This is a genomic window from Parabacteroides sp. FAFU027, assembly GCF_022808675.1.
GTDB lineage: Bacteria > Bacteroidota > Bacteroidia > Bacteroidales > UBA7332 > CAXXIC01.
In genome coordinates this window covers 12380-37342 of record NZ_JAKZKV010000006.1, presented here as the reverse complement: position 1 = coordinate 37342, position 24963 = coordinate 12380, and the positions used below count along the sequence as shown (strand labels likewise).

The 24963-nt window shown below is 45.1% G+C and carries 20 protein-coding genes; 15 read left to right on the top strand and 5 right to left on the bottom strand.

The annotated features are described in order from the left end of the window. Positions 1-53: 53 nt before the first annotated feature. From MLE17_RS10490 to MLE17_RS10480, 3 genes are read right to left on the bottom strand one after another with little or no spacing between them, the layout of a single operon-like run. The gene (locus MLE17_RS10490) at positions 54-989 is read right to left on the bottom strand and encodes a glycosyltransferase family 2 protein (protein ID WP_243348751.1); all 936 of its coding nucleotides are present in this window, start codon (positions 987-989) and stop codon (positions 54-56) included. Further along, positions 989-1408: a GtrA family protein gene (locus MLE17_RS10485; protein ID WP_243348750.1), complete on the bottom strand. Its 420-nt coding sequence runs from the start codon at positions 1406-1408 to the stop codon at positions 989-991. Before MLE17_RS10485 ends, MLE17_RS10490 begins: the two co-directional genes overlap by 1 nt. Further along, positions 1362-3125: an ArnT family glycosyltransferase gene (locus MLE17_RS10480; RefSeq protein ID WP_243348749.1), complete on the bottom strand. Its 1764-nt coding sequence runs from the start codon at positions 3123-3125 to the stop codon at positions 1362-1364. Before MLE17_RS10480 ends, MLE17_RS10485 begins: the two co-directional genes overlap by 47 nt. Before the next feature lie 664 nt (positions 3126-3789). Here MLE17_RS10480 and lptB point away from each other — a divergent pair. The 8 genes from lptB (at position 3790) to MLE17_RS10440 (ending at position 13412) form a co-directional block, all read left to right on the top strand. Then, positions 3790-4539 (top strand): LPS export ABC transporter ATP-binding protein, encoded by a 750-nt coding sequence (lptB, locus tag MLE17_RS10475; protein ID WP_243348748.1) that lies wholly within the window; start codon positions 3790-3792, stop codon positions 4537-4539. Positions 4540-4568: 29 nt separating this feature from the next. Continuing rightward, the gene (locus tag MLE17_RS10470) at positions 4569-6350 is read left to right on the top strand and encodes an aminopeptidase P family protein (RefSeq protein ID WP_243348747.1); all 1782 of its coding nucleotides are present in this window, start codon (positions 4569-4571) and stop codon (positions 6348-6350) included. Between the two features lie 46 nt (positions 6351-6396). Beyond that, complete coding sequence (locus MLE17_RS10465; RefSeq protein WP_243348746.1) at positions 6397-6939, top strand: gamma carbonic anhydrase family protein; 543 nt, start codon at positions 6397-6399, stop codon at positions 6937-6939. 94 nt (positions 6940-7033) lie between these two features. Then, positions 7034-8848 carry an LTA synthase family protein gene (locus MLE17_RS10460; RefSeq protein ID WP_243348745.1) on the top strand — a complete coding sequence of 605 codons (1815 nt, stop codon included), beginning with the start codon at positions 7034-7036 and terminating at the stop codon, positions 8846-8848. Between the two features lie 162 nt (positions 8849-9010). Continuing rightward, positions 9011-9964, top strand: coding sequence for an acetylornithine carbamoyltransferase (locus tag MLE17_RS10455; protein ID WP_243348744.1), 954 nt, complete (start codon positions 9011-9013; stop codon positions 9962-9964). A gap of 134 nt (positions 9965-10098) precedes the next feature. Next, positions 10099-10359, top strand: coding sequence for a thioredoxin (locus MLE17_RS10450; protein ID WP_243348743.1), 261 nt, complete (start codon positions 10099-10101; stop codon positions 10357-10359). Positions 10360-11321: 962 nt separating this feature from the next. After that, positions 11322-12257 carry a glycosyltransferase family 2 protein gene (locus MLE17_RS10445; RefSeq protein WP_243348742.1) on the top strand — a complete coding sequence of 312 codons (936 nt, stop codon included), beginning with the start codon at positions 11322-11324 and terminating at the stop codon, positions 12255-12257. A 9-nt stretch (positions 12258-12266) separates the two neighbouring features. Further along, positions 12267-13412 carry a hypothetical protein gene (locus MLE17_RS10440; RefSeq protein WP_243348741.1) on the top strand — a complete coding sequence of 382 codons (1146 nt, stop codon included), beginning with the start codon at positions 12267-12269 and terminating at the stop codon, positions 13410-13412. Positions 13413-13473: 61 nt separating this feature from the next. On the opposite strand, the gene MLE17_RS10435 is transcribed toward MLE17_RS10440, so the two are convergent. Beyond that, positions 13474-14481 (bottom strand): aspartate-semialdehyde dehydrogenase, encoded by a 1008-nt coding sequence (locus MLE17_RS10435; RefSeq protein WP_243348740.1) that lies wholly within the window; start codon positions 14479-14481, stop codon positions 13474-13476. Between the two features lie 236 nt (positions 14482-14717). Between MLE17_RS10435 and MLE17_RS10430 the strand changes: the two genes are divergently transcribed. From MLE17_RS10430 to MLE17_RS10400, 7 genes are all read left to right on the top strand, one after another. Next, positions 14718-16433 (top strand): lamin tail domain-containing protein, encoded by a 1716-nt coding sequence (locus tag MLE17_RS10430; protein WP_243348739.1) that lies wholly within the window; start codon positions 14718-14720, stop codon positions 16431-16433. A gap of 105 nt (positions 16434-16538) precedes the next feature. After that, positions 16539-17114: a non-canonical purine NTP diphosphatase gene (locus MLE17_RS10425; RefSeq protein WP_243348738.1), complete on the top strand. Its 576-nt coding sequence runs from the start codon at positions 16539-16541 to the stop codon at positions 17112-17114. Positions 17115-17136: 22 nt separating this feature from the next. After that, positions 17137-19419 (top strand): two-component regulator propeller domain-containing protein, encoded by a 2283-nt coding sequence (locus MLE17_RS10420; protein ID WP_243348737.1) that lies wholly within the window; start codon positions 17137-17139, stop codon positions 19417-19419. A 105-nt stretch (positions 19420-19524) separates the two neighbouring features. Then, positions 19525-21333, top strand: a complete 1809-nt coding sequence (locus tag MLE17_RS10415; protein WP_243348736.1) for an AMP-dependent synthetase/ligase — start codon at positions 19525-19527, stop codon at positions 21331-21333. A gap of 38 nt (positions 21334-21371) precedes the next feature. Continuing rightward, positions 21372-22491, top strand: a protein-coding gene (gene prfB, locus MLE17_RS10410; RefSeq protein WP_243348735.1) for a peptide chain release factor 2 whose coding sequence is annotated in 2 segments (ribosomal slippage) — positions 21372-21434 and positions 21436-22491 — 1119 coding nt in all. Because the reading frame shifts where the segments join, the coding sequence is not laid out codon by codon here. A gap of 52 nt (positions 22492-22543) precedes the next feature. Next, positions 22544-23167 (top strand): LysE family transporter, encoded by a 624-nt coding sequence (locus MLE17_RS10405; RefSeq protein WP_243348734.1) that lies wholly within the window; start codon positions 22544-22546, stop codon positions 23165-23167. 149 nt (positions 23168-23316) lie between these two features. Further along, positions 23317-23895 carry a hypothetical protein gene (locus tag MLE17_RS10400; RefSeq protein WP_243348733.1) on the top strand — a complete coding sequence of 193 codons (579 nt, stop codon included), beginning with the start codon at positions 23317-23319 and terminating at the stop codon, positions 23893-23895. Between the two features lie 58 nt (positions 23896-23953). Here the strand turns inward: MLE17_RS10400 and MLE17_RS10395 are convergent, their stop codons facing one another. Further along, on the bottom strand, positions 23954-24820 hold the full coding sequence (locus MLE17_RS10395; RefSeq protein WP_243348732.1) for a YitT family protein: 867 nt from the start codon (positions 24818-24820) through the stop codon (positions 23954-23956). Positions 24821-24963: the final 143 nt, after the last annotated feature.

The following is a 24963-nucleotide window of genomic DNA, read 5'->3' as shown; positions in this document are numbered from 1 at the left end:
CCTAATTTTCCGGTTCGTAACAAAATCCGGTTTAAGCGCACACTCTCCCGTTGTCAGCAATTTTCCGATTTTTCGATGATGTATTCGGGCCGGTCTTTCACCTCGTCAAATAATATACCGATATATTGTCCCAACACCCCAATGGTAAGCAGCTGGACACCGCCGAAAAATACGACCAGGATAATAATAGAGCTCCAGCCCGAGATCGCATGGGTAAAGCCCAGCAATTTCCCCAAAACGGTCCATATCGCATAAACTATCCCAATCAGGACTGCAATAAATCCCAGACTGGTCGATAACTTAAGCGGTTTGGTTGAAAAGTAGAGCAGTGCGGTCGAGGCAAAATTCAGCATCTTCCGCAACGGGTATTTCGTTTCACCGGCAAAACGGGCATCACGCTTGTAATAAAACGGCACCTGTTTGAAACCGACCCAACTGATAATTCCCCGGATATATTTTCCTTTCTCCTTGAATTTACAGAATTCATTCATCACAGCCCGGTCGATCAGTCGGAAATCACCGGTATCTACCGGGAATTTCACCTCCGAAAGGTAGTTCATGCTACGGTAAAACACTCTCGCCGTAAGCTTTTTGAAAATGCTCTCCCCTTGGCGCTTTTCCCGTACACAGTAAACCACATTGGCCTGTTCCCGTTGCTGAACCGCCAACAGCTCAGGAATCAATTCGGGAGGATCCTGCAAATCGGCATCAATGATTATCGCCAAATCACTCGTACAATGATGAATGCCGGCAGTCACTGCCGGTTGATGGCCAAAATTACGGGAGAAGTGCAGCACTTTCACCTGCTTATCCTGCTCTGCAATCGCACTGAGCATTTCCGCTGTGCAGTCCTTACTGCCATCATTGATAAAAATGATTTCCGTGCTGTAACCGGTGACTCCGTCCAATACCCGTTTCAGGCGGGAGTAGGACTCATGGATAACAGCCTCTTCGTTGTAACAGGGCACTATGATGCTGACACTCTGCATTATCGTGTTCTAAAAGTTAGTTTTTTATTTAAGAAGAATTGGAGGATCGCGACAATAAACACTGCGATCAACTTAGCAATCATCGAATCGAGTTTTAATCCATCAATCAAGAAAGCCAATATCCCCGTACTGATAGTCATTCCGATTATAGCAATCAAATAGAACGACAGAAAACGCCTGAGCTTCCGGTCTGTCACCTTGAAGGTAAAATGGCTGTTCCAAAGGAAATTATGCACAATGGCTACCGATGAACTGAGCACATTCGCAACGGCATAATTCACACCCAGCAATTTATTCAGCAAATAGAAAATCCCGAGGTCGATAAACAACCCCAATACTCCTACCATGCCGTACTTAACAAACTGGATCGTGTCAGAGTTTAACGATTTGATATAAGACGATGACTTTTTGATAATCATTATTTGCATTAGGTGTTCTTTCTAGTTCAACAAACTGGTATTTTCCTTTGTATTTCTCCCTGATCTGACCGATGTATTCATCTGCCGTGATGAAATAGCCACCGGAAGGTTGCTCTTTATCAAAATTGCGGAAATAATTTCCCAGATAAAAATTAAGGCCGTAAGGGTTGAAAAAGGAGTTCAAATCATTCATCACATAGGTTTTACCCTTCAGGTCATATTTCGTGCTGATCTGCTCTGCGAAAGGCCGCGACGAATGGCCGTTCTTATAGACCGGATAGGCAAATCCCTCCAGGAAAAACAACGTACTGATGTAGAGTGCCAGTGTCGAAACAAGGACAATCCGGATATTCCGGTCTCTCTTTATTTTCCAGACATAAACAAACGCAGCCAGGAGAATTACCCACACAACATACCCGATAAAGGTCGGATGCTGAAAGCCATTTGAAAAAAGATCGATATCATACAAACTCTTCTGTTTGTGAACAAATCGACTTAATATCCCTTCCAGGTTCACGAAATAGAAAATGGTGACCAAAGCCAGTAATATACCCGAAACGGAGAGAACAACACCGTTCAGAATACGGATCAGGGAAGGCCTGTTTTCCATCACCCACTCGTAGAGCAGGGTCAGCAGGTAAGCGGCAAACGGATAAGCCGGTATGATGTAAACGCTTCGTTTGGAAGAAGGTATCGCATAGAAGCCCAGAATAATTACGACAGAGACGATACTAAACAGCAGCATCCTGTCAAGCCCGGCTATTTTACTGAAAAACTGACCTTTATATGACCCGAAATAATTCCGCATTTTTCGGTACGGGGCAATAAACAAAAAGAAGATTAAGACCAGTGACCAGGGCAGGAATCCGGTAATAATGGCCGGAATATAGTACCAAAACGGACCTTTGTGCCCCAAATCATAAGATATACCCAGAGCTTTCTTGTCCTGACCCAGAAAGCGTCCGAAATTCTCGGCATAGACCAGTTGCAGGAAATGTTCCCCGGCCTGCTGGTAGGCCAATACATACCACACGAGCAGGATGGCCAGTGCAGGTAACGCAACCAGGACGTTTTTGTAAATAATTTTCCAAAGGGAATACTTCTGCAACAGGAGCAGATAGATGCCAAATACGAGACAGGGCAACAGAATCCCCACCGGGCCTTTTACCAACGCGGCTCCTCCCAGCAACAACGGGAGAAGTACCGGAAATCCCCTCAGCTCCTTTTCTTCCCATTTGTACATCGCAAGCAGTCCGCTGATCATGAAAAACGAGAGAAACATATCGACGCGCGCTTCAATTCCCGAACGGTGCATTTCAAATCCGGTCACCAGGATCAATGTAGCCAGAATAGCACGAGAGGGAGATTTGCGTTTGAATGCCAGCGCAAAGAAACCCAGCGAAATCCCAATCAATCCCAGCGCCGACGGCATCCGGGCAGTCATTTCCGTCACTCGTCCGGTGATCAATGAAAAGAGGGCGATAAACCAGTGCATGAAAGGCGGCTTGTACGCAATCTCGTCTGCATATCCTGTGGGCAGTATCCAGTTGCCGCTATTCAGCATATAAGTCGCTAATGCGGCCTCCCGCGGTTCTCCCTTGGAATAGAATTCACCCAACGGCAACCAGGGCAAGGTGAGCAACGCGCTGACCAGAAAGACTGTCCAGTATGGATTTCGAAAGTAGAAAGCCTTAAACGATTCTATTAGTTTATTCATTATCAAATCAATTACAAATAAATAAGCCTCTACCCAGCCCCTCTCCCGTAGAGAGGGGAGTTAGATACACGCTATGCGATGATTTCCAATACATATCCTACCAGACCTCATCAAACCAATCCCGAAGGGACAAACACAAATTCCAAACTGCCTAAAAACTGCAGAGTGAGGAGCCCATCCGCAAATGCTCTTATACCGTACAATGATCTATGGGCGAGCGAGCGAGTTTTTTTAGGCTATGTTTTTTTGTTACTTTTTTGCGCCAAAAAAGTAAAGAAAACGGAGTAACCTACACACAAAGCTCCAATGTTCAGAGCTGCTCTTCACTTCGCATACGTTAATCAAAACATTATGGCTATAAAATGGAATAATTCAGGTGTTGTGATATCTACTTGCTCAATTGTCTGTCCTGTTTCTTCGCAATTCAAAACGGCTTCACAAAATCAGCTAAACTAATATCTGTCTCTGAAGCCTTCAATGACAAAATCAACCCCTACCGGCATACTCCACAGAATCACCAACCACGAACGATTAAACATTCTGAATCACAACGCATTGCAGCAATACAAGATTATTAGAAATCGTTACAGTTTAGAAACGGCGCAAAATTAGGTTATTTTTTTCTTTTTCCGTACTTTTGCCCACCCTTATAACGCATTTGACTATGGCAGAAGAGCAATTGGTTCTCCGCACGGAAAACCTGGTGAAGAAATATAAAAACCGTACCGTTGTTAACCACGTTTCCATCAACGTAAAGCAAGGCGAAATTGTGGGTCTGATGGGTCCTAACGGTGCCGGTAAAACCACAACCTTCTACATGTCGGTAGGTCTGATTACGCCCAATGAAGGTCGTATTTTCCTCAACGATACCGATATCACCCAATTCCCCGTTTACAAACGTGCCCAGATCGGTATTGGCTACCTTGCCCAGGAAGCATCCGTCTTCCGCAAAATGACAGTCGAGGACAACATCCGTTCAGTACTCGAAATGACGGGTAAGAGCAAAGAGTACCAGAAAGAGAAACTCGAAAGCCTGATTTCGGAATTCCGTCTTCACAAAGTGCGTAAAAACCTGGGCGACCGTCTTTCGGGAGGAGAACGCCGACGTACGGAAATTGCCCGCTGTCTGGCTATCGACCCCAAATTCATCATGCTCGATGAGCCTTTCGCCGGTGTTGACCCCATCGCGGTAGAGGACATTCAATACATCGTTGCCAAGCTCAAAGACAAGAATATCGGCATCCTGATTACCGACCACAACGCCCAGGAGACGCTCAACATCACTGACCGGGCTTATCTGCTATTCGAAGGTCAGATCCTCTTCCAGGGTACAGCTGAGGAGCTGGCAGAAAACCCGACTGTGCGTGAAAAATACCTCGGCAAGCAGTTTGAACTGAAGCGAAAAGTCTTTTAATCCACGTAGGAAAATCAAATCCCCTTTTCATGTCTGTAATTCCCCAACGAATAAAGCAGTTGCGCGACGCCATGCACGCCAAAGGCCTCAACGCATACATCATCCCTAGTACTGATCCTCATATTGGCGAATATATCCCCGACCGTTGGAAATCCCGCGAATGGATCTCCGGCTTTGACGGTTCCGCAGGTACTGTAGTAATTACGCTTGATAATGCAGGTCTCTGGACCGATTCCCGCTATTTCCTGCAGGGAGAAATGCAACTCGAAGGTTCAGGCATTCAGCTTTTCAGGGCCGGACTACCCGATACGCCTGACATTTTGGAATGGCTGACATTAAATCTCTCACCAAACAGTACGGTCGGTATCGACGGGAATGTTTTTACGACTAACGAAGTCAAACGAATCGAATCGGCATTAGCCGTCAAAACAATAAATCTCTCTACCGACTTTGACCTGATTGAAGAGATACGAACGGATCGTCCTTCTGTTCCCGGAGAAGGCATTTTCGAACTTCCGGTTGAATATGCCGGTGCTTCAGCTTCTGATAAAATCAACGCCGTCCGGACAGCATTGAAGGAAAACGGAGCCAATCTGATGATTGTCACCGCCCTCGATGAAATTGCCTGGGTATTCAATATCCGGGGAAATGATGTGGAGTGCAATCCGGTAGCGGTTGCCTATGCCGTTATTACCGAATCGCAAAGCATTCTTTTCACCGATGCGAAAAAGATCAGCAGCGAACTCTACGAGCACTTTGACCGGGAAGGAATCACCACCGCCGATTACGGCAAAATCAGCGGATTTCTGGGCCAATTACCATCACAGGCGACAATCCTCTTTGACGGAAACCGGGTCAATTATGGCCTGTGCAAAGCCATTCCAGCCCATTGCCGCATCGTGGAAGCACTGTCACCTGTTGCTCTGCTTAAAGCGGTAAAGAACGAGACTGAAATCGAAGGATTCCGAAACGCCATGATCAAAGACGGTGTAGCGCTTACCCGTTTCAACATCTGGCTGGAAGAAAACCTGCATACAAGAGAAATCACGGAACTCGATATTGCTGAAAAACTTTACGAATTCCGCGATGAACAGGAGCTGTTTGTCGGAGAGAGCTTTTCCCCGATTGTCAGTTACGGGGAACACGGCGCTATTGTCCACTACCATCCGACTCTTGAAACCAACACCCCCATTGCTCCGAAAGGATTTCTATTGATAGATTCCGGCGGCCAGTACTTTGACGGAACTACTGATATCACCCGCACTCATGTATTGGGGGAAATCTCTGACCGGATGAGAAAAGACTTTACGCTGGTACTGAAAGGGCACATTGCATTGGCCTCTTGTCGTTTTCCTCAGGGTACACGTGGCTCGCAACTTGACATACTGGCACGTCAGGCACTCTGGAACGAAGGGCTGAACTACCTCCACGGCACAGGCCACGGTATCGGCCATTTCCTCAACGTGCATGAAGGTCCTCAAAGCATCCGTATGGAAGAAAATCCGGTAAAACTGCAACCGGGCATGGTGATGTCAAACGAGCCGGCCTTTTACCGTAACGGAGAATACGGCCTTCGCACCGAAAATGTGGTGCTGATCAAAGAAGATATCGAAACGCCTTTCGGCAAATTCTACTGCTTCGAAACCCTGACCCTTTTCCCCATTGATAAAGCGGCAATCGACAAAACTCTCTTGACCGAAAAAGAGATTCAGTGGATCAATGACTACCACACCACGGTATTTGAAAAACTAAGTCCGATGTTGGAAGCCCACGAAGTCGAATGGCTCAGTCAAAAAACCACTGCATTGTAGCTCTCCATTCAAATTGTAAATTGTAAATGAATAAATAGTAAATATAATGGCATTAATACGTTCAGTAAGAGGTTACGAACCTAAATACGGCAAAAACTGCTTCTTTGCCGAAAACGCAACCATCATCGGCGATGTAATCATGGGTAATGATTGCAGCGTCTGGTACAATACCGTCCTTCGCGGCGATGTAAACGCTATCCGCATCGGCAACAAAGTAAACATCCAGGATGGATCTGTTCTGCATACGCTTTACGAGAAATCGCAAATCCACATCGAAGACAATGTCTCCATCGGCCACAACGTGACCATCCATGGAGCAACCATCAAAGCCGGAGCATTAATCGGCATGGGCTCGGTAATCCTGGACCATGCGGTAATCGGCGAAGGTGCTATCGTTGCTGCCGGTTCGGTGGTAACCAACAACACCGTGGTGGAACCGGGTTCTATTTACGCCGGTGTTCCCGCTAAATTCGTGAAAAAGGTAGATCCGGAACAATCCAAAGAAATCAACCAGAAAATCGCCAACAATTACCTGATGTACGCTTCGTGGTACAAGGAGGAAGATAACAGCGAAATCAGCTATATGTAATATGATTCACCTGACAGGTTTTTGAAACCTGTCAGGTGTTATCAAAATGACTTTTTTGCCCCCTCACCAACTTTACCCTTCACTTCATTCCTCAATGAAACAACGGATTCTCCTGATCATTAAATTCTGGCTCTTCTTCGTGACGGTTTTTGTTTTGCAGAAGCCAGTTTTCATGTTGTTGCATCCCACTACAGGACTCTCGTTCCTGAATTATCTTCAGGTAATCCGGAGCGGTCTGACCATGGACTTTGCAACCGCCGGATACCTGACCGTTTTACCGGCTCTGCTTTTGACCGTTTCCGTTTTCATACGGGGGAAATGGATTGACTCCTTTCTCAAAATATATTCGGGCATCGTTATTGTGCTGGTCTCATTAATAATTGTGGCCGATATCAACCTTTTCGGGCACTGGAACAGCCACATAGACAGCACGGCGCTTTTCTACCTGAAATCACCCTCTGACGCCACTTCCAGCATCACCTTCGGTATGTTGTTTTTCTGTATCATCGTGGTCGCTGGTCTTTCTTACCTGTTGATAAAAGGGATGAAGCGATACATCCTGAATATCGCTGCCGACCTCTATCCAAGAGGAAAAAAGATACTTCAGGGGGCAACACACCTGCTTCTGATCGGGTTGCTTGCTCTGGCTATCCGTGGCGGCTGGGGAACCTCAACGATGAACGTCGGGCATGCCTACTTCAGCACCAACGTTTTCCTCAACCAGTCCGCGGTCAATCCCTGTTTCAATCTCTTTTACTCATTGACCCATGTCAATAACATCGAATATAAGTATCTTAAAAAAGAAGAAGCGGTAAAGATTGCAGTTTCACTGACACGTCCGGTAAACGATGTCAATACGGCCCAGTTGCTTAACACGAAACGCCCGAATATTGTGGTGATTGTACTGGAAAGCTTTTCGGGAGTCGTAGTGGAGAAACTGGGCGGTATCAAAGGAATTACACCCCGGTTTGACAAGATGGCCGATGAAGGGATTTTCTTCACCAACTATTATGCCAACGGTTTCCGCACCGACCGCGGGTTACTCTCCATCCTGAGCGGCATGCCTTCGTTGCCCACCACTACCCTGCTGGTACATCCGGAGAAGCTCAATCATCTGCCCTCCATTTCCGGAAGCCTGAAAAAGCACGGATACGATATCCAGTTTCTTTACGGTGGTGACGTGAACTTTGCCAATATGCGCCAGCACTTTATTTGCTCGGGCTTTGACAAGATACTTTCAGACGAATCGTTCCCCGCCTCGGCCAGCCGTTCCCGCTGGGGGCTTCGTGACCATGAGCTATTCAACCGTCTGGAAAATGAGATTTCAACAGAACCCAAACAGCCGTTTATGAAAATGGCATTGACGCTGAGCAGCCACGAGCCGTTTGACGTTCCCTTCCAGAAGTTTGAGGACAGATACCTCAACGCGATTGCATACACCGACTCTTGTCTCGGACATTTCATCGACGACCTGAAGAAGAGTCCGGCCTGGAAAAATACGCTGGTTATCATGTTACCCGACCACAACGCGCTCTATCCGGCTACCCTGCTCAATAGTTCACCCAAACGCTTCAGGATCCCGATGCTCTGGATGGGCGGAGCCATCAAACAGCCCATGCGCATTGACACGCTGGCCTCACAAACCGACCTTGCCGCTACATTACTGGGACAAATGGATATTCCGGCCAGGGAGTTCACCTTCAGCCACAACTTTATGCAGAAAAACAGCCCAAAATATGCTTTTTACACCTTCTCCGGTGGTTTCGGATTAGTAACCCCGGAGAGTCAGGTCTCCTTCGACTGCAATTCAAACGGAATTATCTCAGGCAGAGGCCGCAACATCACCAAAGCAAAGAGAGAGGGCCAGGCGCTGCTGCAATATTTACTCTACGATTTTAACCGCAGGTAGAGGGAAATACCTATTTTTGCAAAAAGAAAGGGACCTCCCCCCTCCCGATAGCTATCGGGACCCTCCGAAGGAGGGGAACTAAAACCAACAACCAACAAGATCCCGCACTCATCCCCCTCCCCTTCGGGGAGGGCCGGGGAGGGGTCATAATTTACAACGATAATGAGACACTTCACTAACGTAAAAGATTTGGGAGACCTCAAGCAGGCCGTGAAAGAGGCGCTGGAGGTAAAAGCAAACCGCTACGGCTACAGCCACCTGGGTAAAAACAAGACGATGATGCTCATCTTCTTCAACTCCAGCCTGCGCACCCGACTCAGTACGCAAAAGGCGGCGATGAACCTCGGCATGAACACCATGGTGCTCGATATCAACCAGGGCGCGTGGAAACTCGAGACCGAGCGTGGCGTAATCATGGATGGCGACAAACCCGAACACCTTTTCGAAGCTGTCCCTGTGATGGGTTGCTACTGCGACATCATCGGCGTTCGTTCCTTTGCTACTTTTGAAAACAAAGAGAACGACTACAACGAGAAAATCCTCAACCAGTTTATCGAACTATCAGGACGTCCGGTAGTGAGCATGGAAGCTGCCACCGGTCACCCGCTGCAAAGCTTCGCCGACCTCATTACAATCGAAGAATACAAGAAAAAAGAGCGTCCCAAAGTGGTATTGACCTGGGCGCCTCACCCACGCGCATTGCCGCAGGCGGTACCTAACTCGTTTGCCGACTTCATGAACGAGACCGATTACGATTTCGTCATCACCCACCCGAAAGGTTACGAGCTCGACCCGAAATTCGTGCGCAACGCAGTAGTAGAGTATGACCAGAAGAAAGCATTTGAAGGAGCTGACTTCATCTACGCGAAAAACTGGTCGGCTTATGCAGATCCCAACTACGGCCAGATCCTGAGCAAGGACCGTGCCTGGACCGTTGATACGGAACACATGGAGTGGACCAATAATGCTTACTTCATGCACTGTCTGCCGGTACGCCGCAACATGATCGTATCAGACGACGTGATCGAAAGCCCGCAATCTATCGTAATTCCTGAGGCTGCCAACCGCGAAATTTCGGCACAGGTGGTACTCAAGCGCATTCTTGAAAGTTTATAATCAGAATTGAACGCAAAGGAGCAATTCCGATAACTATCGGAACGCGAAGGGATATATTAACCAATCCTTTGCGGCTTAGCCCCTTTGCGTTTCGTTTTTCCCGACCTCAGATTAAATCCGCAAATACTTTTCCGATGAAAACCGTCACCCTCTTCGTTCAGTACCAATGTCCCTTCTGTAAGATGGCCCTGAAGTACATCCACGAATGGAAACAGATTGAACCGAAATACAACGATATCCACTTTGATATCGTCGATGAACTGGTGGAAGTGGAACGCGCTGATGCCCACGATTACTGGTATGTACCGACCTTTTACCTGGGGGAAAAGAAACTCCACGAGGGCGGAATCTACAAAGACGAGGTAAAACAATTGATGGATGAGGTGTTGGGATGATAATGAATAGGTATTAAAATACCCACCCCGGATACATACACTGTCCCATAAACTGCCCCGATTAATCAGCGGTTAAAAACCACTGCACCCGATGCTCTCTACTAATAATTAAACTTCTATTCATAATCTTGCAGGAGCCTACAGGTGATGCGTCCGCGATAGCTATCGGGATGTAACCGCATTATAGCTCTCTATCCTCAGGAATAGTACTTCACTCCCTCTGCTGACAAAGTTATCTTTCAGAAAGTACTGACTCCGTTCCATAAACTGTCCCGATTAATCAGCGGTTGGAAACCGCTGCACACGAACCGTTCTGCTTATAAATAAACTTCCATTCATAGGTTGTAGAAGCTAACAGGAAAATCTCCAAACAATATCCCGAATAAGGTATCTTTTCGTATAGGTTGTCTATATTTTCACTTTAGGTTGACTTTATAATAACATAGACATAACATAGTGGTAAAATAGAGATATTATAGTGATAAAATACTCTTTAAAAGGACTATTATATCACTGTGTTATAACTGTATTTTCACTAATTTACATCTATCGAAATATAAAGTCAACCTATAATAATCCCAGAAAGAACCAGGAATAAAGGTCGATGAAAGGCAAACTGATTCTCTTAGTAAAAGTTTACCTCCGACGGTACCACCGACTTTTTGCGTACCAAATTCGATTATTGTTATCTGATTTACGTTGTTCATCGGATGACTTGGAGTCATCCGATGAATAATGAAAAAACAAAGGGCAAACCAACATTACGTCGGCTTGCCCTTTTCAGTATAATTCGGATAATATTTATAGCGTGTTTTTCTTTGATCAGGTATTCTGCAATCTGAACAGCATTCAATGCGGCTCCTTTTCTTTGAGGGAACCTTTCTTATCCCAATCTTAATTCAATTTATTACATTTGCATACAAATGAATATGAGGGGGACTCCTCCTATATAACCGCAGATAATGAAATTATCAATAGTCGTCTCTGTTTACAATGAAGAACAGGTCATTCAATTATTTTACGATGAAATAATGAAGATAGCCGGAAGTCAGCTTCCCGATTACGAGCTGATCTTTGTCAACGATGGCAGCAGTGATGCTTCGCAGCAGTTCATCGATAGTATTCTTCCGCAAAATCCGAAGGTAAAATCAATCCTCTTTTCCCGAAATTTTGGTCATGAGGCAGCCATGATTGCCGGACTTGATTACTCGACTGGTGATGCAGTAGTGTGCATGGATGCCGATCTGCAACATCCGCCGCAGTATCTGCCGAAGATGTTTGAGACCTATTGCAACGAAGGCGTGGATATTATAAACATGGTACGTTCCAATCAAAAGAGTTCCCTTAAATCATCACTCTTCTACTGGTTTATCAATAAAGTATCTCCCTGCACGATTGAGCCCAACGCTTCTGATTTTTTCCTGGTATCCAAGCGGGTAGCAGAAATCCTACGTCGAGAGTTTCGCCAAAGGGGACGTTTTCTCCGCGGCTTTATCCAGGTGATGGGATTCCGCAAAACCACGATTGCTTTTCATGCCCCTGACCGTGCCGCAGGAGAAAGCAAATATTCTCTGCGCAAGCTTTTTTCTCTCTCCTTTGTAGCCATCGCCACGCTATCGAAACTGCCATTGCGACTGGGGATATATCTTGGACTGATTTCGGCTTTTTTCAGCATCGTACTGGCGATATACAGCCTGGTCATGAATTTCATAGACAAACCGACTCCGGGCTATACCACTATAGTTGTTTTCCTGGGACTTATGATTAGTATCCAGTTTTTTATTCTCGGAGTCATCGGAGAATACGTGGGTTATCTGTTTGATGAACAGAAGAAATGGCCTCTTTATCTTATAGACCAGGAGAAGAATTTCGAACACAGTGAAAATCAGAAAGCTTAACCGTATCGCATGAATATTATTACATCCCGCTCGTTACATCTGGGCCTTTATCTCTTTGTCAACTCTCTTTTTATTGCCAAATACTTTTCCAGGGTAACTTCTTATTCGTGGTTAGTCATACTGGCATATTGTTCAGTTATCATTTCAGGCATCTATATATATGACTTGGTAGTAAGAAGAAATAGCTACCAAAGATTACTAAAACCTGCTACCTATATCCTATTAGCCATTATGACAACCGGTATTGGAACACTCTTAATAAAGATTGATCCCTATTCGGTTAATGTCGATCGTTGGTCGGCTGTCTCTTTTTTTCTTGATCATCTCTTCAAAGGGCAATACCCTTATGCAGCGCATACTCATCTCTGCGAAACAAACTTTCCGTCACCCTTTCCCGTCTGGTATCTCATCAATCTTCCTTTTTACCTGATGAAAGATGTTGGGCTCAATCTTATTTTCTTCTTGTTGGGGACGGCAGTGCTTCTCTACTATTTCTTTGAATCATATAAATCACTCTTGCTTTTCGTACTGTTATTGGCTATTTCCCCTGCTTATTGGTGGGAGGTATCGGTGAGAAGTGACTCTTTAAGCAATGCCTTGTTGGTCTTTGGTTTTATCCTCTGGACGACCAAACGACACCACACACTTCAATCAAATACTCTGCTTAATGCAATCGGCACAGGTCTTATTGCAGCAACAAGACTCTCAGCGGTATTGCCATTAGCGATTTACTATTTCCGTGATTTCTGGGAGGCAAGCTGGAAAAAGAAGACTCTATTTATCGCTGTTTCATTTGCGGTGGTCGCAGTTGCATTTCTTCCATTTTTCTTTTGGGGAGGTAATGCGACAGCTTTTCTTTCACGAAATCCGTTTATGTCACAAACAAGCGTAGGAAACCGCTACATCCTTTTGTTTATGATCGCGATGGGCATTCTTTTCTCTTACTATTGGAAAAACTACAAAGAACTATTAGCTCTGCTTTCTCTCTTTGTTTTCCTGTTTATATTACTCTCTGAAATAGCATTGATCATTTCCAGAAATGCTTACGGGACTATTTTTGAAGACCGTGTGATTGACATTTCTTATTTTACACTCTGCTTTCCATATTGCCTGGCTCTTATCGTGTCAAAATACGCTGTTGTGGGTAAGAACTGAAAAACAAAGGGCAAACCAACATCACGTCGGCTTGCCCTTTTCAGTATAATTCGGATAATAATTATAGCGCGTTTTCTTTGATCAGGTATTCTGCAATCTGAACGGCATTCAATGCAGCTCCTTTTTTGATCTGGTCGCTCACTGCCCAGAAGCTCAATCCGTTTTCGTTGGTCAGGTCTTTGCGGATACGGCCTACGTAAACGGGGTCTTCACCGGCCAGGAACAACGGCATCGGATAAACTTTATTTGCAGTATCGTCCATCAATACAACACCGTCAGCTTTTGAGAAAGCTTCGCGGGCCTCTTCTACAGAAACCGGACGCTCTGTCTCAATCCAGATAGACTCAGAGTGAGCACGCATCACCGGTACACGTACGCAGGTTGCGCTTACCTTGATGTCGGAGTGCATGATTTTACGGGTCTCGTTGTACATCTTCATCTCCTCTTTGGTGTAGCCGTTTTCAGTGAAAACATCCACCTGAGGGATCACGTTGTAAGCCAACTGGTAAGCAAATTTATCAACAGTCGGTTCTTCTTTGCGAACCAGCTGGGAGTATTGCTCCACCAACTCGTCCATCGCAGCAGCACCTGCACCTGAAGCCGCCTGGTAAGTAGATACGTGAACGGTTTTGATGTGAGAAAGTTGCTCGATTGCTTTCAATGCCACCACCATCTGGATGGTTGTACAGTTAGGGTTGGCAATCACGCCACGAGGCCGGACTTTACCGTCTTCGCCGTTTACTTCAGGCACTACCAAAGGTACATCGGTGTCCATGCGGAAGGCACTGGAGTTGTCAATCATTACAGCTCCGTATTTAGTGATTGTCTTTTCAAATTCTTTTGAAGTGCCGGCGCCGGCAGATGTAAAGGCAATATCAATACCCTTGAAGTCATCATTGTGCTGAAGAAGTTTTACCTCGATTTCCTTACCACGGAAAGTGTACTTGGTACCTGCGCTACGTGCAGAACCGAACAATACCAACTCATCCATAGGGAAATTTCTCTCTTCAAGTACGCGAAGGAACTCTTGTCCAACCGCACCGCTTGCGCCTACAATAGCTACTTTCATTGTTAATAAATTATGTTTGTTTTTACGACAGATGAAGCTTGCACACATGAACATTCTCCGTTATCGAACGCCCCGACTTGTCCGCTTCATTTTAAATCGTGAATATTTAATGGTTACTTCTTGCTCCTTATTTGAAAATACCTTAAATTTAGCTTCGATTAGCGGAGTTAACTCTCGGATTCTCCGCAAATTGGCTACAAAAATACGACTTTTTCAACGATAATATCCACACAACGATGAGAAATATTGTTATTACCCTCCTGCTTTGCTTACATTTTGTCAGCTTTGCGCAAACAAACAACGCTAAATCCGGAGAAGTTATCATCTCCGAAATCATGGCTAATCCATCCGGTGAAATCGGTCTTCCAAATGTTGAGTATGTCGAATTACACAATAACAGTACCGAAACAATCAATATTCAAGGTTGGCGCTTCTGTTACGGGGATAAGAAATATACGCTGGCCGCTTATGCCTTACCGCCCGATTCAGGCGTGATACTCTGCTCCACCACGAAGGTTTCTCTGTTTCCTGCGACAACAAATAAGCTCGGCGTCACCTCGTTTCCCATTTTAGCCAACACGGGCAAACTCCTTTCCCTGGAATCTCCACAAGGTGTCGTCACCTCATTTGCCGACTACTCAGACCAGTGGTACAGGGACGATTTCCGGGCGAATGGAGGTTTTTCACTCGAATGTATCGACACGCGCAACCTGAGCGGTTCGCCTAACAACTGGCGGGCGTCACAAAGCCTGAAAGGAGGAACTCCGGGTACAAGGAACAGCATCGCAGCCGACAATCCGGACACCGAAGCGCCGGTCATCACTCTGAACTCATTGTCAAGTCCAAACACAGTGCTTGTCCAATTCTCCAAAGCGATGAATCGCGAAAGTGTGACCAACCCATCGAATTACACAATCGTTACCGGCAATAATGCTATCCAAAAGATTGACTTATCATCGCCCGTACCATCGTCCGCAACGTTGACCTTATCTGACTCAATCAAACACGGAGACATCCTCTCTTTTGAGTTAGCGTCTTCCATTACCTGCATCTCAGGGAATAAATTGACGGGAAACAGAAGCATCCGCTTAGCCATTCCCGACTCCCTTGAGATTGGCGATGTTATCATCAATGAAATTCTCTTCAATCCCAAACCTTCAGGCGCTGATTATGTGGAAATATACAATCGGAGCAATCGAATCATTGACTTGTCGAAGCTTCAAATCACTTCCCGGAAATCAGACGGTACACTTCAGGCCGGCATCCGGTTAGCGACTAATATCATGCCGTTTTTTCCCAACGAATACATCGTGCTGACCACGGACAAGAGTGCAGTTTGCTCATTCTACGAATGCAAGGCAACGGCTCTTTTCGATGAATTGGCCACCATGCCCTCCTTTCCGGATGATGCAGGGAATGTCCAACTGGTAAATGCCGCCGGAACGGTTATTGATGGATTTTCTTATTCGGAGAAAATGCACCATCCGTTCATAAAAGACCCGGAAGGTGTCGCTTTGGAACGGATTCATCCGAACAAACCCACAAACGATGTGACCAACTGGCAATCGGCCTCTTCTACTTCCGGATACGGCACCCCCGGTTATCAAAATTCACAGCAATACCTGGCTTCCGATTCGGAAAAGAAAGGCTTCTGGCTCGAAAGCGAAACGGTCACTCCGGACAATAACGGCAAGGAGGATGTGTTACGCATCAATTACAAACTGGATGAAGAGGGTTTTACAGCCAATATTCGCATTTATGACCGTTCCGGACGACTTATTAATGCAATTGCCTCCAACACCATTCTGGGAAGTGAAGGGATATTAGACTGGGACGCTACTGACACCAGTCACCAATTGGTGAAACCGGGCATTTACATCCTCTTTATCGAATACTACAAGAGAGACAAAGCGCCCGTAAGATTGAAAATCCCGGTTGTAGTCGGGAATTGATATTGTTAATAGTTTGCAAGAAAGGGATTTGCCGCAATCGTTTGGCCGAAAAAATACTATTTTTGCCTGATTGTATTAAATTTTCCATGCACAATTCCGTTATAGATGAGTAAAATCGTTTTTGCAACCAATAATCAACATAAACTGGAAGAAGTTTCGTCCATCCTCGAAGGAAAAGTAGAAATCCTGAGCCTCAACGACATCAACTGCTTCGAAGATATCCCGGAGACTGCTGATACACTGGAAGGAAATGCCTTGCTGAAAGCCCGTTTTGTCAAAGAGAAATACGGTTACAACTGCTTTGCCGATGACACCGGATTGGAGATAAAAGCGTTAAACAACGCTCCCGGAGTGATTTCGGCACGCTATGCCGGAGAGCAAAAGGATGCTCAGGACAATATGCGCAAAGTGCTGACCGAACTGAATGGAGAATCAGAGCGTCAGGCCCGGTTCAGAACGGTAATAGCTCTTATTCTGGATGGACAGGAGCATCTGTTTGAAGGCATTGTTACAGGCGACATTACCGAAACGGCTTTCGGAAACGGAGGTTTCGGCTACGACCCCATTTTCCGTCCCGAAGGATATGACTGCACCTTTGCCGAGCTCTCTTCCAACGAGAAAAACAGCATCAGCCACCGTGGAAGAGCTGTACAGAAACTAATCGAATTTCTTTCCAGATAAAGGACTTAAATCTTTTCAGAAAATGAAGAAGCTCATTCTTATTACTCTCTTTATCCTTTCTACTTTCGGTCTCTTTGCTCAGATTGCTGTCGGAAAATGGAGAACTCATTTGGCTTACTCTTATGTAACACAAGTGGAAGAAACACCTGAGAAGGTCTATGGAGTCTCAGATGGCGCTTTATTTGCTTATGACAAGACAGATAATGGCATCGAACGCTATGATAAACTCAGCGGATTAAATGACACGAAAGTTTCCCTCATAAGTTACAGCGTATCCAATAAACTGCTGTTAATCGTTTATGACAATGCAAACATTGATATCTTAAAAGACAATGGCGATATCATCAATATTCCGGATATCTACAAGAAAAATCTGGCAACAGACAAGACCGTAAACGAAATAAAATTTATTGGTTCAAAGGCTTATATTTCATGCGGCTATGGAGTATCAGTCATCGACCTTATGAAGAATGAAGTCAAGGAATCGTATACCTTCAACAAAAAGGTACTGTCCACAGCAATATCTGATAGTCAAATCTATATTGCAAGTACAGATGGCGTTTACAAGGCGAGTGCAAATTCAAATCTATCAGACATAAATAACTGGACATTAATATCTTCGAAGGACTTCAAAAAATTCGAGATCTTTCAGGGATATCTTATCGCTTTAAAACCAACTGAAGGTATTTACAAACTAGTAAATGGAGCTTTTACATTGACTATAGCAACAGAATATCTTACAAATATTATTCCGGTTAATAGCAAACTGATTGGATACGGGCCATCTCAGATCGTATTTTTTGAAAGCTTTGATCAGTTTAAGGTCGTTAATGCCACCAATGTATATGATGTCTCATCTTTAGAAGCATCACAAAATGCATGGATTGCCTCTTACAATAACGGTATCAATCAGATAGTCAAACAATCAGATAATTACATCATTGAGACTAATGGGATTAAACCAGGTGGTCCGCTTGCAAACAGCCCTTATAAAATGTATTTCAGCGGTGATAAATTATTAGTTGTGGGCGGTGGAGCCTGGGCTGACAGATACAATACCAAAGGGATATTCATGATCTTTAAAGACAACCAGTGGTCTTATTTCAATACTGATAATATTGATGTACAGTATGGAGCCCGGGACTTTATGGATGTTGTTGAAGATCCAAATCTTGAGAATCACTATCTTGTCTCTTCATGGGGAGAAGGTGTTTATGAATTTAAGGATGGAAAATTCTTAAAGCTACTTAGTAACGCCAATAGCAACATGGAATCTATTTTCCCAGACAATCCCCACTACATAAGAATCGGAGGATTAAGCTATGATGCTAATGGGAATCTATTTGTAACAAATTCAGGAATTACGAATGTAGTAAAAGTGCTGACTAAAGAGGGAACATGGGTAAATCTATTCTATCCGGATATAGCTAATAAATCGAATGTACAGACTTTGTTCCGTGATAAACGTGGATATTTTTGGGCACTGAACGTACGCTCCGGCACCCGGGTATTTGTTTTCGACCCTAAAACGACAATTTCAAATACGAACGATGACCAAAGCATCTATTACGAATCATTTAATTATTACGACAATTCTGAATTAAAAACCTTTACGCCGGGTAGTTTTGGTTGTATTGCTGAAGATAAAAAAGGTGCCATCTGGATCGGAACAGATATTGGTCCTATTGTATTAAACTCCCCTGCTAAGATATTCAATAGCGACTTCACCGCGTCAAGGATTAAAATCCCGAGAAATGACGGTACCGACCTGGCAGACTACCTGCTTGACGGTGTCTCGGTAACAGCTATCGCTGTTGACGGTGGCAACCGAAAGTGGATTGGAACTGCCTCAAACGGTGTATATCTGGTGAGTGAAAACGGACTGCAAACCATCCATCACTTTACGGCTGCCAATAGTCCGCTTTTATCCGATAAGATTTTGTCGATTGCCATTCACCCAACAACCGGAGAAGTTTTCTTCGGTACAGACAAAGGGCTGATCTCCTATCGTAGCGATGCGACTACTGCCAGTACAAAATACTCGGATGTATATGCTTTCCCCAATCCGGTTAAACCTGAATACGAAGGCCTGATTACCATCACCGGATTGAAATATAAATCTACCGTCAGAATTACGGATATTAACGGGAATTCCGTTTTCGAAGGTATTTCAGAAGGTGGTCAGATTACCTGGAACGGAAGAAACCGCTCCGGTGAACGTGTAGCGACTGGTGTTTACCTGGTGTATGCTGAGACAAGCAGCGGTATTGACGGTGTTGTCACAAAGATTATGGTTGTGCATTAAACCGTGTTTCAGCTCGCTCTTTTCTCATTTCCATGAATTCGAAAGGGTGTGATATCAAAATGATTATTATTCAGTAACTTTGCACCCGTTTTTAAACTAGTGGACATGACTATTTGCCATTTCTCATCGTTAATCCAACGCCAGTCAGAACTATACGGAAACAAAGCCGCCTTTCGCCATAAAGACGAAAAGACCAGCGTGTGGATTCCTGTTTCCTGGAAGAAGTTTGCTACCAAAACGGCCAGGGCCGCTAAGGCATTTGCCCGCCTGGAAGTTGGCGTGCAGGATAATGTTGCCATTTTCTCCCAAAACAAACCGGAAATCTTTATTTCCGAATTTGCCCTTTATCAAAACCGGGCGGTTTCGGTGCCTCTGTACGCGACCAGTTCGGTCGAACAGATCAACTACATCATAACTGAAACTGAGGCCCGGATTATCCTGGTCGGGGAGCAGGAGCAATATGACAAAGCCTGGTCCCTCGTTGGGAAAAATCCATATCTGAAACAACTGATCATCTTTGATCCACTGGTCAAACCGCATCCCGATGATTCAACCTCCCTATTCTTCCATGAGTTTCTTCATCTGGGCGAACTGGCCAATAACGAGGAACTGATCGCCGAACGTATCGCCTCCGCAAAGGAAGAAGATCTGGCTACCCTGATCTATACTTCTGGTACGACCGGAGTGCCCAAAGGTGTGATGCTGCGTCATTCCAGTTTTCAGGAGGCGATGCGCATTCATGACCTCCGTCTTCAGGGAACAACTGATCAGGATGTCTCCGTCTGTTTCCTTCCGTTGACGCATGTATTTGAAAAAGCGTGGTCCTATTTCTGCCTGTGTAAAGGGATTCGTATAGAGATTAATTTAAGGCCGAACGAAATTCAAAAGACCCTGAAGGAGGTGCGTCCTACGCTGATGTGCAGCGTTCCCCGCTTTTGGGAGAAGGCTTATGCCGGGATTCAGGAGAAAATGGCTGAAGCGCCTTTTTTTTCGCGCATATTGATGAAAACAGCCTTGAAGTTCGGCTATTCCCGCAACCTGAAGTATGCCCGCGTTGAGAAGCATGCTCCTCTCTGGATTGAGCTGCCCTATCTGCTGCTTGACAAGCTGGTATTTACCAAACTAAAGAAAGCCATCGGCATAGAAAACGGAAACTACTTCCCGGTAGCCGGAGCTTTCCTGTCTGATAATATAAACGAGTTTTTCCACGCCTGTGGCATCGATATCCTTTACGGATATGGACTGACAGAAACCACAGCAACCGTGTCCTGCTTCAACAAAAAGGGGTATATCATAGGCTCCGTGGGAGTGGAGATGCCGGGGGTGGAAGTGAAACTGGGCGAAAACAACGAGATCCTGGTCAAAGGGAAAACCGTGATGAGCGGATACTATAAGAAACCGGAAGAGACTGCCAAAGTGCTTTCCCCGGATGGCTGGTTCAGAACCGGAGATGCCGGTAACATTGGTCAACACGGCGTACTGACCATGACCGAACGCATCAAAGACCTGATCAAGACCTCGAATGGGAAATACGTTGCCCCACAGGCTCTGGAAACCGTTATCGGAGAAGACAAGTATATCGACCAGATTGCTGTAATCGGCGACCAGCGCAAGTACATTACGGCATTAGTGATTCCGGCTTATGAAGCGCTGAAAGAATATGCCGCAGCCAAACAGATTCAGTTCCATAACATGGAAGATTTGCTGAAAAACAACTCCATTCATCAGCTGATACAGGAGCGCATCAATGAGATGCAGAAGAACTTTGCCAAATTCGAGCAGGTCAAGCATTTTACCTTACTGCCTTATCCGTTTACCCTGGAAGGCGGCGAACTGACCAATACACTCAAGCTCCGCCGGGCCTACATCATGCAACGGTATCATTCCGAGATTGAGCGGATGTATCAGAATTGAGAATTATATTTTGACAAACAAATAAAACCCGATTAATAATGATTACTACAGACCAATTACGTGAAGTATTGGAGCGCGAGACCGCGCTGAGGGGGTACCTTTGACATCGATTCGAAGATAATCCAGATTGAAGAAGAAGAATTAAGAACTCATGCACCCAACTTCTGGGAAGATGCCAAAACGGCAGAAGCCCAGATGAGAAAAATCCGCGAGCTGAAGGCCTGGGTGGAAGGCTATAAAGAGGTAAAAACCGCCGCAGACGAATTGCAACTCGCCTATGACTTTCTCAAAGAAGAGATTGTTACCGAGGAAGAGGTGGATCAGGCTTATGCACATGCCATTAAACTGATCGAAGACCTGGAGCTGAAGAATATGCTCCGGAACGAAGAAGACCACCTCGGAGCGGTATTGAAAATTGTAGCCGGTGCCGGTGGTACCGAAAGCCAGGACTGGGCTTCGATGCTTTACCGCATGTACCAGCGCTGGTGTGACAGCAAAGGCTACAAAACCGAAATCACCAACTGGCAGGATGGCGATGAGGCCGGAATCAAGACCGTTACACTCCAGGTGGATGGACCGATGGCTTATGGTTACCTGAAGAGCGAAAACGGGGTTCACCGCCTGGTACGCGTTTCTCCGTTTAATGCACAAGGAAAACGTATGACCTCATTTACTTCGGTATATGTGGTACCTTTGGTGGACGACACTATCGAGATTGAAATCAATCCGGGCATGTTATCCTGGGATACTTTCCGTTCCTCGGGAGCGGGTGGACAGAACGTAAATAAGGTGGAAACCGGAGTACGTCTGCACTATAAGTTCATCAACCCGGTGACCGAACAGCCTGATGAGATTGTGATTGAGAATACGGAAAGCCGTTCGCAATTTGGCAATAAGGACAATGCAATCCGTTTGCTAAAATCGCAACTCTACGAACTTGAGCTCGAAAAACGCCGTGCCGCAAGCGCTAAAGTGGAAGCCGGCAAGAAGAAAATCGAGTGGGGCTCTCAGATCCGCAGTTACGTCTTTGACGACCGCCGTGTGAAAGACCACCGTACCGATTACCAGACCTCCAACGTGAATGCTGTGATGGATGGTGATATTGATGAGTTTATCAAGGCTTATCTGATGGAATTTGCCGGAGAAGAAAATGTATAAGTAAATTGCGCGGGGATACGTCTGTATTCCCGCCTTTTGTTTATTTCGCCGTATGAGCTATTTATCCTTAATCTATACCGTAGCTATGATCAATCTGCTGGGGGCGATGAGTCCCGGGCCTGATTTCGTCGTCGTGGTGCGCAATTCGCTGAATCATTCCGCCAAAGCCGGGATTTCCACCGGGATTGGTGTCGGTTTAGGTATTCTGGTACATATCTCTTATTGTGCGGTGGGTATAGCGTTATTGATTTCCCGTTCGGAGATCCTATTCAACCTGATAAAATACCTGGGAGCGGCCTATCTGGCTTATATGGGGATCAGCGCCCTGCTGAGCAAAACGGCTAAAGTTGATCTGTCTGAAGCTGCGGAACGAAACGTAATGGTTCCTTTCCAGGCCATTAAAACAGGCTTCCTGACTAATCTTCTCAATCCCAAGGCCACGCTATTTATTCTGGGGCTTTTTTCCTTTGTGATTTCACCCGACACACCAGCTTCAGTCATTCTGACTCTGACGATGGTGATGGTGCTGACGGCTATGGGTTGGTTTGCACTCGTCTCGCTCTTTTTCAATTACCGACGTATCAAGGAATTCTACTTCCGGTATGAGATATGGGTAAACCGGCTATTCGGTGTTTTATTGATATTATTATCTTTAAAAGTCGCCCTATTGAAGTAATTCTTCGTATTTCCTACTATTTTTGCCAACTAAAACTCTTTCTAAAACCTTATATTTCTGATGAAACGAGCATGCACTAACGTTCACCTAAGCCTATGATATTGTATGCGAGTTCCATATGTAGCCAAAACAAAAATAAACACTGACATATGAAAAAGCACACTCTTTTATTTCTACTGATTCTTCTTGGAATCACAATTTCTCTGAATGAGATTCACGCGCAAAAGAGACTGTTCAGAATGATGAACGGGAAAATCATGGTTTCTGATACGGTAAAATGTAATCTGACTAAAGACCAGATTGTTGAAAGACTCAAACCCATGCTTATAAACCTGGATTTTAAGGAAGAACAGTTTGCTTTGGCTGACAGTATGAAAGTGGCATCGCTCTATGCACCTCTGACTGACCACATGGAGATGGAGCGTAGTGATTTTACCTCTTTTGCCATCATGATGAATTATTACCTGGGCTTTGAAATCAAAGACAACCAGTGTATTACCAAGATCATGGATATTAAATATATCGACACCGATGAATATCAGAAAAAGGTAAAAAATAACAACTATGATTGCCAGTTTTATCCCGGAGAGATGGTTTTGCTGAAAAAACAATACAAATCCCTATTCGTAAAAAATGCCTCTGATAAGATCATCAATCACACCGTTTTGAGGATCAATGAGATTTTTGCCAATGTAAAAAACGGATTAAAGACAGCTCCCGCTAAATAAGATCCAAAAAGAAACTCCGGGAAAGGCGCCAGATAGGACTCTTTCCCGGAGTTTCTTTTTACCCCTTTAACTGGTCAAATCCATTCCCATATACTCCTGTCACGTTACTTTGGGAAATAAAAGCGTTCGGATCAATCTCTTTTACCAAACGGAAGATCGTGACCGATTCATAATGTTTTGCCAGAATCATCAGAACCTTAATCGGTTGCTTGGAATACCAACCTGAACCATCCAAAACTGTTACCCCCCGGGGAATCTGATTTATCCGGTCGGCTATTTCTTCATATTTCCTGGAAATGATCAGGATCTGCACCGATTGTCTGTCACTGTTGATTACGAGATCGATCACATAAGAGGAAATGGCCATTACCGTCAGGCCATAGACAATCTTCTCAACGCTATGGAATATCAGGTAGGAAGATAATATAATAGAAACGTCACTATACAGAACGGCCCGCCCGATGGTCACGTTACGGTATTTGTTGATTAATGCTGCAATAATATCGGTTCCGCCGGTACTACCATTCGCTGTAAACACAACGCCAACACCAGCCCCGCAAAGAATCGCCCCGATCACCGTGGCCATAAAAGGCTCTTCCACCAATCCCTTCTTGATGAATGCCTGAAAAACGGTAAGCAGAAATGTCAGTGATGCAACTCCGAAGATCGTACGGATACTGAACTTCAATCCCAGAAATTTTATGGACAGGACCAGGAGTACTCCATTGATCGCTGCATAAGTAACAGCGATCGGAACCGTCCCGGTAGCATAAAAAACCAACGCTCCGATACCGGTCACTCCTCCCGTCGTAATCTCATTCGGGAGCAAAAAACCGGTCCAACCCAGTGCATAAAGCGAAAGACCAATCAAGATGGTAATGTAGTCCTTCACAAACAGATAGACCTGATTCAGCTTCTTTCTCATAACTTCCGATGTTTGGCGTGAAATTACAGAATAAAGCGATTGAGCAAGTAGAAAAATAGTCCAAATTAGGGCAATAAAAATGCCGGAAAGAGAAGTTCAGGGTAGAACTTCCTTTTCCGGCAATATAGTGGGAAAGAAATGAA

Excerpts from the sequence above, each read along its gene's own strand:
- MLE17_RS10490 (WP_243348751.1), bottom strand. The coding sequence starts at position 989 with ATGCAGAGTGTCAGCATCATAGTGCCCTGTTACAACGAAGAGGCTGTT.
- MLE17_RS10425 (WP_243348738.1), top strand. The coding sequence starts at position 16,539 with ATGAGTAAAATCGTTTTTGCAACCAATAATCAACATAAACTGGAAGAA.
- MLE17_RS10395 (WP_243348732.1), bottom strand. The coding sequence starts at position 24,820 with ATGAGAAAGAAGCTGAATCAGGTCTATCTGTTTGTGAAGGACTACATT.
- MLE17_RS10445 (WP_243348742.1), top strand. The coding sequence starts at position 11,322 with ATGAAATTATCAATAGTCGTCTCTGTTTACAATGAAGAACAGGTCATT.
- MLE17_RS10440 (WP_243348741.1), top strand. The coding sequence starts at position 12,267 with ATGAATATTATTACATCCCGCTCGTTACATCTGGGCCTTTATCTCTTT.
- lptB (WP_243348748.1), top strand. The coding sequence starts at position 3,790 with ATGGCAGAAGAGCAATTGGTTCTCCGCACGGAAAACCTGGTGAAGAAA.
- MLE17_RS10460 (WP_243348745.1), top strand. The coding sequence starts at position 7,034 with ATGAAACAACGGATTCTCCTGATCATTAAATTCTGGCTCTTCTTCGTG.
- MLE17_RS10420 (WP_243348737.1), top strand. The coding sequence starts at position 17,137 with ATGAAGAAGCTCATTCTTATTACTCTCTTTATCCTTTCTACTTTCGGT.
- MLE17_RS10435 (WP_243348740.1), bottom strand. The coding sequence starts at position 14,481 with ATGAAAGTAGCTATTGTAGGCGCAAGCGGTGCGGTTGGACAAGAGTTC.
- MLE17_RS10400 (WP_243348733.1), top strand. The coding sequence starts at position 23,317 with ATGAAAAAGCACACTCTTTTATTTCTACTGATTCTTCTTGGAATCACA.
- MLE17_RS10415 (WP_243348736.1), top strand. The coding sequence starts at position 19,525 with ATGACTATTTGCCATTTCTCATCGTTAATCCAACGCCAGTCAGAACTA.
- MLE17_RS10470 (WP_243348747.1), top strand. The coding sequence starts at position 4,569 with ATGTCTGTAATTCCCCAACGAATAAAGCAGTTGCGCGACGCCATGCAC.
- MLE17_RS10465 (WP_243348746.1), top strand. The coding sequence starts at position 6,397 with ATGGCATTAATACGTTCAGTAAGAGGTTACGAACCTAAATACGGCAAA.
- MLE17_RS10480 (WP_243348749.1), bottom strand. The coding sequence starts at position 3,125 with ATGAATAAACTAATAGAATCGTTTAAGGCTTTCTACTTTCGAAATCCA.
- MLE17_RS10455 (WP_243348744.1), top strand. The coding sequence starts at position 9,011 with ATGAGACACTTCACTAACGTAAAAGATTTGGGAGACCTCAAGCAGGCC.
- MLE17_RS10405 (WP_243348734.1), top strand. The coding sequence starts at position 22,544 with ATGAGCTATTTATCCTTAATCTATACCGTAGCTATGATCAATCTGCTG.
- MLE17_RS10450 (WP_243348743.1), top strand. The coding sequence starts at position 10,099 with ATGAAAACCGTCACCCTCTTCGTTCAGTACCAATGTCCCTTCTGTAAG.
- MLE17_RS10430 (WP_243348739.1), top strand. The coding sequence starts at position 14,718 with ATGAGAAATATTGTTATTACCCTCCTGCTTTGCTTACATTTTGTCAGC.
- MLE17_RS10485 (WP_243348750.1), bottom strand. The coding sequence starts at position 1,408 with ATGATTATCAAAAAGTCATCGTCTTATATCAAATCGTTAAACTCTGAC.